This is a genomic window from Micromonospora sp. NPDC005707 (genome assembly GCF_040631005.1).
In the GTDB taxonomy this organism is placed as follows: domain Bacteria; phylum Actinomycetota; class Actinomycetes; order Mycobacteriales; family Micromonosporaceae; genus Micromonospora.
Genome location: NZ_JBEXYR010000008.1, coordinates 277,969 through 292,927, shown reverse-complemented (window position 1 = coordinate 292,927; position 14,959 = coordinate 277,969). Strand labels below are relative to the sequence as shown.

12 protein-coding genes are annotated in these 14,959 nt (G+C 71.6%); 8 read left to right on the top strand and 4 right to left on the bottom strand.

Annotation, left to right across the window (positions count from 1 at the left end; all coding sequences use genetic code 11):
• Positions 1-442: 442 nt before the first annotated feature.
• Both ABZ452_RS18770 and ABZ452_RS18765 read left to right on the top strand, forming a co-directional pair.
• The gene (locus ABZ452_RS18770; protein WP_357944211.1) at positions 443-1,225 is read left to right on the top strand and encodes a deoxyribonuclease IV; all 783 of its coding nucleotides are present in this window, start codon (positions 443-445) and stop codon (positions 1,223-1,225) included.
• Positions 1,222-3,582 carry a hypothetical protein gene (locus tag ABZ452_RS18765; RefSeq protein ID WP_357944208.1) on the top strand — a complete coding sequence of 787 codons (2,361 nt, stop codon included), beginning with the start codon at positions 1,222-1,224 and terminating at the stop codon, positions 3,580-3,582. The genes ABZ452_RS18770 and ABZ452_RS18765 overlap by 4 nt, the downstream gene beginning before the upstream one ends.
• A 4-nt stretch (positions 3,583-3,586) precedes the next feature.
• Here ABZ452_RS18765 and ABZ452_RS18760 read toward each other — a convergent pair whose 3' ends face one another.
• From ABZ452_RS18760 to ABZ452_RS18750, 3 genes are all read right to left on the bottom strand, one after another.
• Entirely contained in the window at positions 3,587-5,143 is a 1,557-nt protein-coding gene (locus tag ABZ452_RS18760; protein WP_357944205.1) for a glycosyltransferase 87 family protein, read from the bottom strand.
• A 122-nt stretch (positions 5,144-5,265) separates the two neighbouring features.
• On the bottom strand, positions 5,266-8,064 hold the full coding sequence (locus tag ABZ452_RS18755; RefSeq protein WP_357944202.1) for a transglycosylase domain-containing protein: 2,799 nt from the start codon (positions 8,062-8,064) through the stop codon (positions 5,266-5,268).
• A gap of 194 nt (positions 8,065-8,258) precedes the next feature.
• Positions 8,259-8,705, bottom strand: coding sequence for a DUF5318 domain-containing protein (locus ABZ452_RS18750; RefSeq protein WP_357944200.1), 447 nt, complete (start codon positions 8,703-8,705; stop codon positions 8,259-8,261).
• 174 nt (positions 8,706-8,879) lie between these two features.
• Between ABZ452_RS18750 and ABZ452_RS18745 the strand changes: the two genes are divergently transcribed.
• Positions 8,880-9,518 carry a PadR family transcriptional regulator gene (locus ABZ452_RS18745; protein WP_357944197.1) on the top strand — a complete coding sequence of 213 codons (639 nt, stop codon included), beginning with the start codon at positions 8,880-8,882 and terminating at the stop codon, positions 9,516-9,518.
• A 23-nt stretch (positions 9,519-9,541) separates the two neighbouring features.
• Complete coding sequence (locus ABZ452_RS18740; RefSeq protein ID WP_357944603.1) at positions 9,542-10,621, top strand: inositol-3-phosphate synthase; 1,080 nt, start codon at positions 9,542-9,544, stop codon at positions 10,619-10,621.
• A 63-nt stretch (positions 10,622-10,684) separates the two neighbouring features.
• Here the strand turns inward: ABZ452_RS18740 and ABZ452_RS18735 are convergent, their stop codons facing one another.
• Positions 10,685-11,164, bottom strand: coding sequence for a methylated-DNA--[protein]-cysteine S-methyltransferase (locus tag ABZ452_RS18735; RefSeq protein ID WP_357944195.1), 480 nt, complete (start codon positions 11,162-11,164; stop codon positions 10,685-10,687).
• Between the two features lie 70 nt (positions 11,165-11,234).
• Between ABZ452_RS18735 and ABZ452_RS18730 the strand changes: the two genes are divergently transcribed.
• The 4 genes from ABZ452_RS18730 to ABZ452_RS18715 are packed head-to-tail and all read left to right on the top strand — an operon-like array spanning position 11,235 to position 14,926.
• Entirely contained in the window at positions 11,235-11,744 is a 510-nt protein-coding gene (locus tag ABZ452_RS18730) for a SigE family RNA polymerase sigma factor (RefSeq protein ID WP_357944193.1), read from the top strand.
• Complete coding sequence (locus ABZ452_RS18725) at positions 11,741-12,832, top strand: hypothetical protein (RefSeq protein ID WP_357944190.1); 1,092 nt, start codon at positions 11,741-11,743, stop codon at positions 12,830-12,832. The genes ABZ452_RS18730 and ABZ452_RS18725 overlap by 4 nt, the downstream gene beginning before the upstream one ends.
• 17 nt (positions 12,833-12,849) lie before the next feature.
• Positions 12,850-13,392, top strand: a complete 543-nt coding sequence (locus ABZ452_RS18720; RefSeq protein WP_357944187.1) for a hypothetical protein — start codon at positions 12,850-12,852, stop codon at positions 13,390-13,392.
• Positions 13,393-13,420: 28 nt separating this feature from the next.
• A complete protein-coding gene (locus tag ABZ452_RS18715; protein WP_357944185.1) occupies positions 13,421-14,926 on the top strand; it encodes an SPFH domain-containing protein in 1,506 nt (501 codons plus the stop codon).
• The last annotated feature ends 33 nt before the right edge of the window (positions 14,927-14,959 follow it).

Genomic DNA, 14,959 nt, shown 5'->3' with positions numbered 1-14,959 from the left:
CGGAAGGTGGACCCCTGTCCACAGGGCCGCGGGGCGTCCCGTCCGCATTCCTTGGGTGGGACCTGGGGAGGAACGACCACACCGATGAGGTTGGATCGAGGACGCCCCGCGGAGCTTTATCGTGTTGTTACCTGGTCTGACCATACAACGGCTCTCGTCACCTCTTGGGGGAAATGGAGGAATTCGCCGGACTGATTCTGCGGCGACCTTCAGGTGTGACGAGCGGATCCCGCCCCGTCGTGCCGGGCCGCACGGCGGGGCGTCCCGTTGCCGGGGGCCTCCGCTTCGCCGTACGCGCTGTGGACCCGCGTGCGGCCGGAGCGTCGACCATCGATCCCACCTCGGACAACGACCACCGGGCCGGGTGGTGACGCGATCCGTACCACGGAGCCCCCGCGCGCGGGAACCCCGTGCGTCGGGGGCGCGACGTAGGCTGCCGTGCATGCGAATCGGAGCCCACGTCGATCCGACCGACCCGCTGGCCGAGGCGGCCGCCCGGGACGCCAAGGCGGTGCAGTTCTTCCTCGCCGATCCCCAGGGCTGGAAGGCCCCGAAGCCGCGGGCGGACGCCGAGCGCCTGCGGGCCGCCGACGTCGACCTCTACGTGCACGCGCCGTACGTCATCAACGTGGCCACGCTGAACAACCGGATCCGCATCCCCAGCCGCAAGCTGCTGCTCGGCCACGCCGCGGCCGCGGCCGAGGTCGGCGCCAAGGGACTGATCGTGCACGGCGGCCACGTCAACGCCGGTGACGACCTCGCCGTCGGCTTCGACAACTGGCGGAAGACCTTCAAGTACGCGGCGGACTCCGGCGGCTTCCCGCTCCCGATCCTGATCGAGAACACCGCCGGCGGCGACAACGCCTGCGCCCGGCACCTGGACGCGCTGGCCCGGCTCTGGGACACGCTCGGCGACTACGAGGTGGGCTTCTGCCTCGACACCTGTCACGCGCACGCCGGGGGCGAGGAGCTGCTGGGGCTGGTCGACCGGGTGAAGGCGATCACCGGCCGGATCGACCTGATCCACGCGAACAACTCCAAGGGCACGTTCAACTCCGGTCAGGACCGGCACGACAACCTGACCGGCGGCACCATCGACCCGGAGCTGGTGGTCGCGGTGATCCGGGCGGCGGGCGCGCCGGTGATCGTGGAGACACCGGGCGGCGCCGAGGGCCAGGCGGCCGACATCGCGTTCCTGCGCGGGCAGTTGGGCGCGACGGCATGACCACCGAGCAGTCCGACGCGACCGGCGGCCGGGCCGACAGCGCGCCGCAGCCGGCCACCGGCGACACCGCGTCCGACGCGAAGCCGGGGAAGACCGCCCGTCGGCGGGCGCGAAAGAAGGGCGCCAGGGCGGGCGCGCCACCGGACGGGACCGGCGCCACGGAGCCGGCCCCCGGAGACGGGCCGGCGCCGGCCGCCGAGGCGGGGCGGGGCGGTGGCCCCGCCGAGAGCGCCGCCGCAACCGCGAGCAGCGGTGACAAGGCCGACAGGGACGCCGCGGAGGCGGCCGCCGCGGACGGCGCTGCCCGAGCCGACGGCAAGGCCACGACGGACAACAAGACCGACGGCAAGGCCACGACCGACGACAAGACCGACGGCAAGACCACGACCGACGGCAAGACCACGACCGGCGACAAGACCGACGGCAAGGCCACGATCGGCGGCAAGACCGAGACCGGCGACAAGACCGGAAGCGGCGACAAGGCCGAGACGGGGAAGGTCGGGACCGACAAGAGCGGGACCGACAAGAGCGGAACCGGAAGCCAGGCCGGGACCAGCAAGGCGGAGACAGCCAAGGCCGGGGACAAGCCTGCCGATCCCTGGACGGCGTTCGGTCCCGCCCCGGATCCGGTGCTCACCCGGCCCCGGCGGATCGTCCGGGCGGTGGGCCGGTTCCTGGTGCACGAGTGGACGCTGGCCGCCGTCGCCTCGCTGGCGCTGGCCGCGCTGATGACCTGGCCCACGCTGCGCTACCCGCGCTACACCCTGCCGCAGGACTACTGGGACCCGAGCCTCCAGTCGTGGCAGCTGGCCTGGTCCGGCCACATCCTGCTGACCGACCCAGCGCAACTGTGGAACTCGAACACGTTCTTCCCCGAGTCGTGGAGCTTCGCCTTCTCTGACACCCTGCTCGGGTACGCCCCGGCCGGCATGATCGGGGTCGGCCCCGAGGGCGCCCTGCTGCGCTACAACATCCTGTTCGTCCTGGCACACGCCCTCGCGACCTTCGGGGCGTACGCGCTGGCGCGGCAGCTCGGGGCGGGCCGGATCGCCGGTGCGGTGGCCGGGGCGAGCTACGCGTACGCGCCCTGGCTGCTGGCCCAGGCCGGGCACCTGCACATCATCTCCAACGGCGGCATCCCGCTGGCGCTGGCCATGCTCGCCCGCGGTCACGGCTGGTCGCTGCGGCACGGCTACCGGCCGCGGCGCCGGCATGCCGGCTGGGCGTTCGCGGGCTGGCTGGTGGCCGCCTGGCAGCTCAGCCTCGGCTTCGGCATCGGGCTGCCGTTCGCGTACCTGCTGGCCGGCATCGTGCTGGTCGCGGCGGCCGTCTGGTTCGCGCGGCGGCGCTGGGTGAAGCACCCGTTCGGCTGGCGGCTGTTCCTGGCCGACCTGCTCGGCGGGCTGGTCTTCGCCGCGGTGGGCGCCCTGCTGGCCGTGCCGTACTTCACGGTGTCGGAGCTGCACCCGAACGCGGCGCGGACGCTGGGCGAGATCCAGCTCTACTCGCCGCCGGCCAGCGGGTTCTTCACGGCCCCGGCGGAATCGCGGATCTGGGGTGAGCTGCACGAGGGCGCCCGGGCCGTGCTGCCCTGGCACCCGGAGATGACGTTGCTGCCCGGCTTCGCGCTCTACGCGCTGGCCGCCGGCGGGCTCTTCTTCTCGGTCTGGCGGGTCCGCCACCGGCTCTTCCTGCTGGCCGGGGTGCTGCTGACGATGGCGCTGGGCATGGGCACCCGGTTCTTCGGCGGCCGGTTCACCTACGTGCCGCTCTTCGAGCACCTGCCGGGCTGGAACGGCTTGCGGACGCCGGGCCGGATGATGCTGTGGACCACGCTCCTGCTCGGCCTGCTCGCGGCCGGCGCCGTCACCGCGTTCTGCGCCCGCGTACGCGAGCTCGCCGCCGAGCGGGTCCCGCCGTGGCCGGGTCCGTGGCTGCGGCTGGCCACCCTGGTGCCGCTGCTGCTGGTCGTGGTGGAGGGGTTGAACGTCACTCCGCACCCGGTGGTGCCGCGGCAGCCGGCTGTGATGCGGACGGTGGACGGGCCGATGCTGGTGCTGCCCAGCAGCCAGAACCTGGACCAGCCGGTGATGCTCTGGTCGACCGACCGGTTCCAGCGGATGGTCAACGGGGGCAGCGGCTTCACCCCGAACTCCCAGGCCCAGGTGCGCGATGCCACGGTCAGTTTCCCCGACTTCGGCAGCGTCGACTACCTGCGGCGGCTGGGTGTGAAGAACGTGGTGGTGCTCCGTGACCGGCTCGGCGGCACCCCCTGGGAGGGGATGCTCGACCGGCCGGTCGACGGGCTGGGCGTGACCCGGGAAGAGGTCGGCGACGCGGTGGTCTACCGCCTCTGACCGGTCAGGCGGTCACCGGCTCGGCGGGGTGATCAGCAGCGGTGCCGTGTCGCCACCGCTGGTACCAGGGCGCGTCCCGCGCGCCGTCGAGCACCCCGCCGTCCGGGTCGTCCGCGTAGGTGTCCCGCACCGCGTCCCGCTCGGGGCGCAGGATGTCCCGGATCACGAAACCGCAGAGCACCACGACGGTGATCAGGCGCAGGCTGGCCGCCAGCACGAAGACGCCTTCGGGGAAGACCGGCCGGGTGGTGGCCGCGCCGAGCAGCTCGCCGTAGAAGGCGGCGAAGTAGCAGACCTCGGCGAACTGCCAGGCCAGGAAGGCGCCCCAGCGCGGCCGGGCGAGCACCGCGAGCGGCAGCAGCCAGAGCACGAACTGCTGGGACCACACCTTGCTGAAGATCAGGAAGGCGGCGACCACCAGGAAGGCCAGCTGGGCGAGCCGCGGGCGGCGCGGTGCGAGCAGCGCCAGCGCGCCCACGCCGAGGCAGGCCAGCCCGAACAGCAGGTACGACAGCCAGTTGAGGGTGGAGATGTGCGCGTTCAGCCACTCGAAGGGCCCGAGGTCACCCGGCGCGGAGGGGCTGATCCTGCCGTCCAGGTAGCGGCCGATGTACCAGAGCGTGCCCCAGTCGATCGGCCTGGTGGTGTTCAAATCGAAGAAGCGTTCCCAGTTCTCCCGGTAGGGGATCGCCACCGGCAGGTTGACCGCGATCAGGGCCACCGCGCCGGTGGCGGTGGCGGTGAGCGCGGCTCGCATGCGCCCGGCGCGCAGGGCGAGCACGAGGATCGGGCCGAACAGGAAGAGCGGCCACATCTTCGCCGCCCCGGCCAGGCCGAGCAGCACGCCGGCGGTGGCGGGGTGGCGGCGCGCCCAGGCCAGCAGCCCGAACGCGGCCAGCCCGACGGCGAGCAGGTCCCAGTTGACGGTGGCGGTGAGCACCAGCGCCGGTGAGAGCGCGAAGAGGGCCGCGTCCCATGGTCGTCGGCGGCGCAGGCTGAGGATGACCGCGACGGTGGCGACGGCGAGCGCGCTGAGCACCAGCGCGTTGAGGTTGTAGAACCACTGCCCCTGGTTGATGCCGGGGTTCTCCACGCCGAGGGCGTGCACCGGCAGGCCGATCGCGCCCATGAAGTAGCCGGTCAGCACCGGGTACTCCACCGGGTGGTCGGCGTAGGGGACTTTGCCCTCGTTGAGCCCCTCGGCGTAGTAGAGCGCCAGCACGTCGGTGTAGCACATCCGGGTGTACTGGACGTTGTTCTGCCAGGCGCTGTCCTGGCAGGGGGATTTCTGCACCCAGTGCAGGGCGAGCGTCAGGCAGACGAGGGCCAGCACGATCCGGGCCGCGGTCCAGAATCGGCCCTCCCGGCCCGGGGGCCGGTCCAGGGCGACGGCATGGTCGCCCAGCGGGCCGCCGATCAGTTCGGCGGCGCCACGGACGAAGCCGTCCGAGCGGGACGGGTGGTCCATGACGGCTCCGGGTCGCGGCGCGGCCTCGGACGCGCCGGTTTGGAGGCGGTCGGACCCGTTCTCGTCGATGCCTGCCGTCGACTGGGTGCTCATGGAGAGGCATCCTGCCGTACGCCGGGCCCCGCCGTCCCGTCTCGTACGCACAAATTCCGCCACGCGAAACGCCGACGGCGGCCGGACCAGGTGGTCCGGCCGCCGTCATGAGGCCGTGGGCGTCAGTATGTCCGGGTCGGTGGTGTGCTCGGTAGCAGGCCGCCACCGCGGCCACCGGTGTTGCCCGGTCCCGGCGGCAGGCCCGGCCCCGTGTTGCCGCCGTTGTTACCGCCGCCGTTGTTACCGCCGTTGTTACCGCCGTTGCCATCCGGGCAGAACAGGCCCAGCGGGTCGCAGCCCGGCTGGCCCGGCTGGCCCGGCAGCGGCACCTCCGGCGGCGGCGCCGTGCCGTTGCCCGCTTCGTCCTTGCCGACGTGCGCGGCCGGCGGGAAGTCCACCTTCTCCTCGCCCTTGAGCGCGTCGTTCATGAAGCGTTGGAAGATGGCACCCGGCATCTTGGCACCGCTGATCTTGTTGCCGTTCTTGTCCTCGATCGCCTTGCGGGCGCCCTTGTTGCCGACCCAGACGGCGGTGGCGAGTTGCGGCGTGTAGCCGATCATCCAGGCATCGCCGTTGTCCAAGGGGTGCTTCGGGTCGCCGAGTTCCCAGGTACCGGTCTTCTCGGCGGCCTTGCGGCCGTCGTCGAGCCGGCGGTTCACCTGGCCCGGGTACTGCTCCAGCACCGAGGTGACGTCCGCGACGATGTCCTTGTCGATCCGCCGCTGCGGCTTGAGCTTCTCCCCGCCGACCGTGTCCCACTTGCCGGTGTCCGGGTTCTGCTTCTGCACCAGCTTCACGAAGTGGGCCTTGTTGTAGACGCCCTGGTTGGCGAAGGTGGCCACACCGTTGGCGTGGTCGAGCACGGTGATCGGGTACTGGCCGTAGCCGATGACGTTGAAGAAGGGCGACGGGGCCAGGTCCTTGGGGTCGGCCTTGGTGAGGTCGTACGCCTTGGCGGGGTTGGTGTCGGTGCGCCACATCGTGGTGACGCCGGCCTGCTTGGCCATGTCGAGCACCTTGTCGGCGCCGATCTGCTCCGTGATGTAGTAGAACGGCACGTTCAGCGACTTGAGGGTTGAGATCTCAAGGGTGCAGGAGTCGCCGCAGGAGACCCGGTCGGCGCCGGCGTTGCTGACCTTGAACTTCGTGTCCTTCGGGGTGAACGCCGAGCCCTTCCACCGCGACTTGATCGAGATGTCCGCCTTGAGCGCCGCCGCCAGCGTGTAGATCTTGAAGCTTGAACCCGGCGAGTGGCCTCCGGAGATCACCCCGTTGTCCACGTTCTTACCGGCGTAGTCGGTGCCGGTGCCGTTGTCACCGCCGTAGTAGGCGCGCACCGCACCGGTCTTCGGGTCGATCGACACCACGGCGGCCATCAGGTTCTTCGGGTGCCCGTTGAGTTCCGAGCCCTTCTTGGTCGGCTGGGCGGCCTCGACCGCCGCCTCCTGCATCTTCTTGTCGATGGTGGTGGTGATCTTGTAACCGCCCCGGCTCAGCGCCTTCGCGCAGAGCGGCCTCTTCTCGGTCACCTCGGCCTCGTTGTCGGTGCAGAGGTTCATCTCGCGCAGTTCCTGCGAGACGTAGTTGACGATGTTGCCGTACGGGGTGTCGATGCCGAACCCGCCGCCGTTGTTCTTCGACGGCTTCTGGAGCGTCTTGGTCGGGTATTCGGTGGGGTGCGGCGGCATCTGCGGCGCGTCGAGCCACTTCTCGGTGATCATGCCGTTGATGACGTAGTTCCACCGGTCCAGCGCGGCCTGCTGGTTGATCGCCGGGTCGTAGCCCTTGTGCGTGGCGCTCGGCTCGGGCTGCTTGATGAGCGCGGCGAGCACGGCCGCCTCCGCCACGGTCAGCTTGGAGACGTCCTTCTTGAAGTACGTCTGCGCCGCCGCCTGGATGCCGTACGCGCCCCGGCCGAAGTAGATCACGTTCAGGTAGTGCTGCATGATCACGCGCTTGTCGTACTTGTCGTTCAGCTTGGAGGCGAGGATCGCCTCCTTCACCTTGCGGCCGTACGTGTCCTGGTTCAGGTTGTCGAACGCGTTGCGGGCGTACTGCTGGGTGATCGTCGACGCGCCCTGCTTGTCGCCGCCGCTGATGTTGTTCCAGGCGGCCCGGGCGATGCCCTTGTAGTCCACACCCGAGTGCCGGTAGAAGTTCCGGTCCTCGGCCGCGGCGACGGCGTGCTGCACCCAGTCCGGGATCTGCTCGATCGTCACGAGCTGCCGGTTCTGATCGCCGATCTTGGCGATGGCCGTCTTGCCGGTGCGGTCGTAGATGGTCGTCGACAGCGGCGGGATGGTGTCCTCGGGGAGCAGCACCTTCTGCGAATACCAGGTGAAGCCGACCACGCCCATGCCCGCGAGCATGATGAAGACGGCGAACCCGGCGATCATCATGTTCATCCGCCGGCGCTTCTTGGCCCGGGCCGGATCCCCACCACGGCCGCTGCGACCGCCCGAGCCGGGACCGGTCGGGCCGCCCGGGCCACCGGGGCCGCCGCCGGCGAAGCCGGCCCGGCCCACCGAGGCGCGGCCACCCACCGCCGCGGAGCCCACGCTCGCCCGCCCCGCGCTGCCGACGCTCGCCGCGCCCACCGAGGCGCGTCCGGCCGGGCCGGCCGGGGAGATCGGCACGGAGGCACGGCCCGCGCCCGCGCGCCCGGAGACACCGGGCGCCGGGGAGATCGGCACCGAGGCCCGCCCGGGGCGGCCCACGGAGGCCGAGCCGGCGGCGCCGCCGGCCGAGGCCCGGCCGCCGGACGCGGAGCCGCGCGGCGTCACGGAGGCCCGGGCCGAGGCAGCGCCCTCCGACCCGGAGGACCAGCCGTTCCCGTGCGAGTTCCGGGGAGAACCGGGCTCGCCGTTCGGGCCCGGGATCTGGGCCCGCCCACGCGAAGAACTGGGATCGCCGTAGTTCATTCCTCACACCCTGCCGGTCGCGGTGGGGCGCGGGCGCGCCGCCACCGGGTTGCCGTGAGATGGAACACGAGACGCTACACCCCGGGAGCGCCCGGGCGCAGGCGTCAAATCCGACCTATTCGGATCAATCAGACCTAGTAGCTGTCGGTCGTCCCGCCCTGGAGTCGGGCCGGGATCGATCGGGACAGCCAGGTTCACCGTTGCGCCTCTCGCCTTCGCCGAGGGGTGGAGCCGGTCGCGGTCTCCTGCTGCACCGCGTCCTCCGTGCCGCCGGCCAGCCCGTCCCGGCCGAGCAGGTACTGCTCGACGAGATGGTTCCAGTCGCAGCCGGGGCACACCTCCACCACGAACACCTGGAACTCACGCAGCGTCATGGCCAGGACCGGCAACTCCGCCCGGGTGCGCGCCTGGCCGGCCGACTGCTTGAGTTCGTCGCCGTAAATGTAGTGGACGTGGATGAGGTTCTCACTGCGGCAGATCGGGCAGCGCTCATCGGTGGGCTCACCGTGGAAGCGGGCGGCGTTCTTCAGGTACGGCGAGGCGTCGCAGACGTCGTAGGTGCCGATCCGCCCGGTGAGAAGTTCACGCAGCACCGCTCGCTTCTGGAGCGAGTAGTCGACGACCTGGCGCTGCGTACGCATGCGGGAAAGGGTACGCGGTCCGGCGGGGTGAGGCGACCACCGTCACGATCCGTGACGGCAGAACCTCGAATTCGGGGGTTTGCCCTGATCATGCGTCTCCGCTAACGTGCGATGTATCGGTTCGATACATCGCGGCGGTTACCGCTCCGCGCCAGGGGTAAGAAGGGATGGCCCGTGCTCGAGTTCGCCATCCTGGGTCTCCTGCAGGAGGCTGCGATGCACGGCTACGAGCTGCGCAAGGAGTTGACCGCCAAGCTCGGCGCGATCCGGGCGGCGATCAGCTACGGCTCGCTCTACCCGACCCTGCGCCGGCTGCAGGCGGCGGGATGGATCACCGAAGCCGACGAGACACCCGCCACCGCCGAGGAGGTTCCCGCGCTGACCAGCCGACGCGGTCGGGTGGTCTACACCATTACCGCGGAGGGCAAGGAACGCTTCGCCCAGCTCATAGCGCAGGCTGGACCCGAGACGTACGACGACACGGGCTTTGGCGTGCACTTCGCGTTCTTCGCCCGGACCGACCAGGCCACCCGGCTCCGGATCCTGGAAGGTCGTCGTCGAAAGATCGAGGAGCGTCGCGAAGGCCTTCGTGACGTGCTCGGCCGGGCGGCCGAGCGGCTCGACGCGTACACCCTGGAACTGCAACGCCACGGGCTCGACGCCTGTGAGCGCGAGGTCCGCTGGCTGGAGGAGCTCATCGCCAACGAGCGCTCCGGCCGGGCCCCGACGGTCCCCCAACCCGGGACGGCCGGCGGCCGAGGAGAAAACGACAGCCCGCCCCCGCCTGGAGAGTCCAGGAAAGAGCGGCCGTGATGAAGAAGAAGGAGGCAGACGTTATGGGCTCCGTCCGCGTCGCCATCGTCGGTGTGGGTAACTGCGCCTCGTCCCTCGTGCAGGGCGTGGAGTACTACCGGAACGCCGACCCGAACGACCGCGTCCCGGGTCTCATGCACGTCACCTTCGGCGACTACCACGTTTCCGACGTGAAGTTCGTCGCGGCGTTCGACGTGGACGCCAAGAAGGTGGGCATGGACCTCGCCGAGGCCATCGTGGCCAGCGAAAACAACACCATCAAGCTGTGCGACGTGCCGCCGACCGGCGTCACCGTGCAGCGCGGTCCGACCTTCGACGGTCTGGGCCAGTACTACCGCGAGATCATCGAGGAGTCGGACGCCGAGCCGGTCGACGTGGTCAAGGCGCTGCGCGACGCGCAGGTCGACGTGGTCGTCTCCTACCTGCCGGTGGGCTCCGAGCAGGCCGACAAGTTCTACGCCCAGGCCGCCATCGACGCGGGCTGCGCGTTCGTGAACGCCCTGCCGGTCTTCATCGCCTCCGACCCCGAGTGGGCCAAGAAGTTCGAGGACGCGGGCCTGCCGATCGTCGGTGACGACATCAAGAGCCAGGTCGGCGCCACCATCGTGCACCGCGCCCTGGCGAAGCTCTTCGAGGACCGCGGGGTCGAGCTGCTGCGCACGTACCAGCTCAACTTCGGCGGCAACATGGACTTCATGAACATGCTGGAGCGCAACCGCCTGGTCTCGAAGAAGATCTCGAAGACCCAGTCGGTGACCTCCCAGATCCCGCACGAGATGCAGAAGAGCGACGTGCACATCGGCCCGTCCGACCACGTGCCGTGGCTGGACGACCGCAAGTGGGCGTACATCCGCCTGGAGGGCCGCTCCTTCGGTGACACCCCGCTCAACGCCGAGCTCAAGCTCGAGGTGTGGGACTCCCCGAACTCGGCCGGTGTCATCATCGACGCCGTCCGGGCCGCGAAGATCGCGCTGGACCGGAAGATCGGTGGCCCGATCCTCTCCGCCTCCTCGTACTTCATGAAGTCCCCGCCGAAGCAGTACGCCGACCACGACGCGCACGCCGCCGTCGAGGCGTTCATCGCCGGCGAGGTCGAGCGCTGACGCGCTGAGCACACCGAAAGAAGGCCGGGTCCGCGCGGACCCGGCCTTCTTTCTCGGCGTACGTCAGGACCAGGCGCGCCGCAGCGCCACGGCCGCTTCGAGTTCCAGCAGGGTCACCTTGCGCGGCAGCCCGCCGCCGAAGCCCACCAGCTTGCCGCCCGCCCCGACGATCCGGTGGCAGGGCACGATCACGGGGATCGGGTTGCGGTTGCAGGCCACCCCGACCGCCCGGGCGGCCCCCGGATCCCCGACCGCCCTCGCCACCTCGCCGTAGGTCTTCGTCTCCCCGTACGGAATGAGGGTCATCTCCCGCCAGACCGCGCGCTCGAACTCCGAGCCACGCGGCGCCACCACCGGCACGGTGAACCCGGTCAGCTCACCGGCGAAGTACGCCCGCAGCTCGGCCACCGCCCGCCGGGCCACCTCGTCGCCGGGCTCGTCGGTCGCCGACGCCACCCGGCCGAAGTGCGCCCCGCGAACTGCCTCGGTGTCGGTGCCGACGGAGAACTCCCCGATCGGCGAGTCGAGCACGGTCCAACGCATGTCGCCCATTGTCCCGCGCCATGAGGCAAAGTTCCTCCCGCCCCGGGCGTCTGAGCTACGGAGGTGGGCGGTGGCAGAGGTCGACGGGGAGTTCACCGCGTTCGTCAACGAACGGGGAGCGGCCCTGCTGCGCGTCGCGTACGCGCTGGCCGGGAACCAGCACGCGGCGGAGGACCTGCTCCAGAACGCGCTGGCCAAGGCGTACGCCCGCTGGCCCCGGATCCGCGGCGACGCGGAGCCGTACGTGAAACGGATCCTCTACCACGACCAGGTCTCCGGTTGGCGGCGCCGGGCGCGGCGCCCCGAGGTGCCGCTGGCGGAGCTGCCGGAGCGGGCGGCGGCCGGCGAGGACAGCGACCTGCGGCTGCTCCTGCGGGACGCGCTGCGAGCGCTGCCGCCCCGGCAACGGGCCGTGCTGACCCTGCGCTACCTGGAGGACCTGAGCGTCGAACAGACCGCCGCGCTGCTCGGTTGCCGCAGCGGCACGGTGGCCAGCCAGAGCGCCAAGGCGCTGGCCAAGCTACGGCAGCTGGTGCCGGGGCTGGACGAACGGACCAGCCGAGCGGAGGTGACCCGATGAGCACGTCGCTGGACGAGACCCTCCGGGCGGCCGTACGCGAACTCGCGGACGACGCCGGCCCCGCCCCGGACCTGGCCGTCCGGGCGCTCGGCCGCGGTCGCCGGCTGCGCCGCCGGCGCCGCGCCACGGCGGCCGCCGCCGCCCTGGTCGCGGTGGCCGCCGTGACCCTGCCGTTCGTGCTGTTCCGCCCCCGGCCGACCCCGCCACCCGCGACGCCGTCGGTGACCACGATCCCGTCGCCGGCCGCGCGACCCACCCCGGGCCCGGACTGGGCCGGGAAACCGCTGGTGCTGCCCGGCGACTGGGTGGTGACCAGGGCGCAGGCGGCCGGCGGGTCGGGCGGCGGGGTGCTGCTCGACCGCAGCCGCGGCCGGTACTTCGCCACCGACCGCTACGACGGCATCTTCCCGGCGCCCACCGGCTCGCTCGTGGCGGTCCGCGACGACGACCGGCCCAGGGACGTCGGCCTGTTCGACCTGGCAAGCGGCAAGACCCGCTGGTACGAGGTGGGCCGGGCGCTGTCCGTGCCGCGCTGGTCGCCGGACGGGCAGCGGCTGCTGTTCACCACCCACCAGCTGGACCACTTCGGCTTCATCGTGCTGCACCTGGACGGCACCAGACAGACCCATCCGGTGGGTCTCCTCGGCTGGCCCTGCGCGGACGCCTGCGAGTTCACCTGGATGCGGGACGGCCGGGAGGTGGCGCTGACGCTGAGCAAGCGACGCTCGGAGAGCTGGCCCCGGGACCTCGCCAAGGGCGTACAACTCCTGTCGGTCGACGACGGCCGGCCCACCCGGCTGGTGACCATGCCCGGCGGGCCGGCCGGTCCGGACGCCTGGTCGCCGGACGGGAAGTTCGTGGTCGTCCAGGGCCTGACCGAACCGTTGCTGGTGGAGACGGCGACCGGCCGGGTGGTGAACCCGCTGCCCACCGCCGACGTCGTCTGGGTCACCGACGACCGACTCCTCTACCGGTGGCCGTACGGGCAGCGGCACTTCGTGCTCGCCGACACCGCCGGCCGGGAACTGGTCCGCCAGCCACTGCCGAAGCAGCTGATCGATCTTGAGGTGAGTGTCGCTCCCCGCTGACCGTTCAGCGGTCGTTGATGTTGCATGACGTCGATACCGTGCAGGTCGTGGCCACGGGGACGCTCATCTTCCTGATCATCGGCGGGGTCGGGGTCGGGGTGCTGACGCTCGCCCTGCTCGGGTCGGGCGTGCTGCACCTGGGCCATCCGGACGTCGACGGGCCGGTGTCGCTGGAGGCGGTCGCCGGGTTCACCGGCGCGTTCGGCTTCGGCGCCGCGATCGTCAACGAACTGCTCGGTGGGCGTACCCCCGGGATGATCGCGGCGGCGGCGGCCGGTGGCGTGCTCGCCGCCGTGCCCACCGCCTGGCTGGCGGCCCGGCTCAGCCGCGCGGCCCGGAACATGCGCACGGACGCCACGCCGACCCGGGACGACCTGGCCGGCGCGATCGGCCTGGTGGTGACCCCGGTCCCCGCCAACGGCTACGGCGAGGTCCGGGTACGCCTCGCCGGCCAGCCGGTCAAACTCAACGCCCGCGCCGACGGACCCATCCCGGTCGGCGCCCGGATCTTCGTGGCCGAAGCGCTCAGCGAGACCAGCGTGCACGTCGAAACCTACTGAATCCCCCCAGCACAGACGGGACCTCACCATGCCCCTGCTCGTCGCCATCGGCGGCGCGGTCCTCCTCGCCGTCGTCCTCGTCCTCTTCGTGCTGTCCCGGATCAAGGTGGCCGGCCCGAACGAGGCGTTCATCGTCACCGGCCGCAAGGGCCGGACCACCCAGTCCGCCGACGGCATCCGGTCCACCGACATGTCGGGCCAGAAGGTCGTGCTCGGCGCCTCGGTCTTCGTGCTGCCGGTCGTGCAGAAGCTCCAGTCCCTCGACCTGTCGAGCCGGCGGATCGACGTCGGCATCAAGGGCGCGGTGAGCAAGCAGGGCATCCGCACCGACCTGCACGGCGTGGCCATCGTCAAGGTCGGCGGCACCGAGGACGCCATCCGCGCGGCCGCCCAGCGGTTCCTGCACCAGCAGGACGAGATCGAGGACTTCACCCGGGAGGTGCTGGCCGGCGCGCTGCGCTCGATCGTCGGCCGGCTCACCGTCGAGGAGGTCATCCGGGACCGGGCCGCGTTCGCCAGCGCGGTCGCCGAGGAGGCCGAGCACTCGATGACCAACCAGGGCCTGGTGCTGGACACCTTCCAGCTCCAGGACATCCTGGCCGAGGGGTCCTACCTGGCCGACCTCGGCCGGCCCGAGGCGGCCCGGGTGCTCAAGGACGCGGCCATCGCCGAGGCGCGGGCCCGGCAGCAGGCCGAGCAGGAGCGGCTGCTCGCCGAGGAGGCGATCGCCGAGGCGAACCGGAACCTGTCGCTCAAGCAGGCCGCCATCCAGGCCGAGATCGACGCGGCCAAGGCGAAGTCGGCGGCGGCCGGCCCCCTCGCCCAGGCCGAGCGGGACCAGGCCATCCTGTCCGAGCAGCAGAAGGTGGCCGAGCGCAACGCCGAGCTGAAGCAGCGCCAGCTCGACACCGAGGTGCGCAAGCCGGCGGACGCGGCCCGTTACAAGGTCGAGCAGGAGGCCGAGGCGGCCCGCAACGCGGCGGTGCTCAACGCGGACGCGCAGCGGCAGGCCACCATCGCCGCCGCCCAGGCCGCCGCCGAGCAGGCCCGGCTCACCGGTGAGGGCGAGCGGGCCCGGCGGGCCGCGCTGGCCGAGGCGAACGCCATCGAGGGCGCCAAGGAGGGTGAGGCGGAGCAGCGGCGGCGCTCCGCGATCGCCGAGGCCGTCGAGCGCGAGGGTCAGGCCGAGGCCGCGGCCATCCTGGCCAAGGGGCAGGCGGAGGCCGACGCGATGGCCCGCAAGGCCGAGGCGTTCGCCGCGTACGGTGAGGCCGCGGTGCTGGACCTGCTGGTCAAGGTGCTGCCGCAGGTGGTCGAGGCGGCCAGCGCCCCGATCGGCGCGATCGACAAGATGACCGTCATCTCCACCGACGGCGCGTCGTCGCTGACCAAGTCGGTCGCCGGCAACGTGGCGCAGGGCCTCCAGCTCGGCAGCGACCTCACCGGCATCGACCTGGCCGGGCTGCTCGCCAAGCTGGGCAGCGCGCACACGAACGGCAAGAACACCGTGGACGGCACCACCGTCACCCCGTGACCTGACACGACGGCGCCCGCCGGTTTCCCCTGC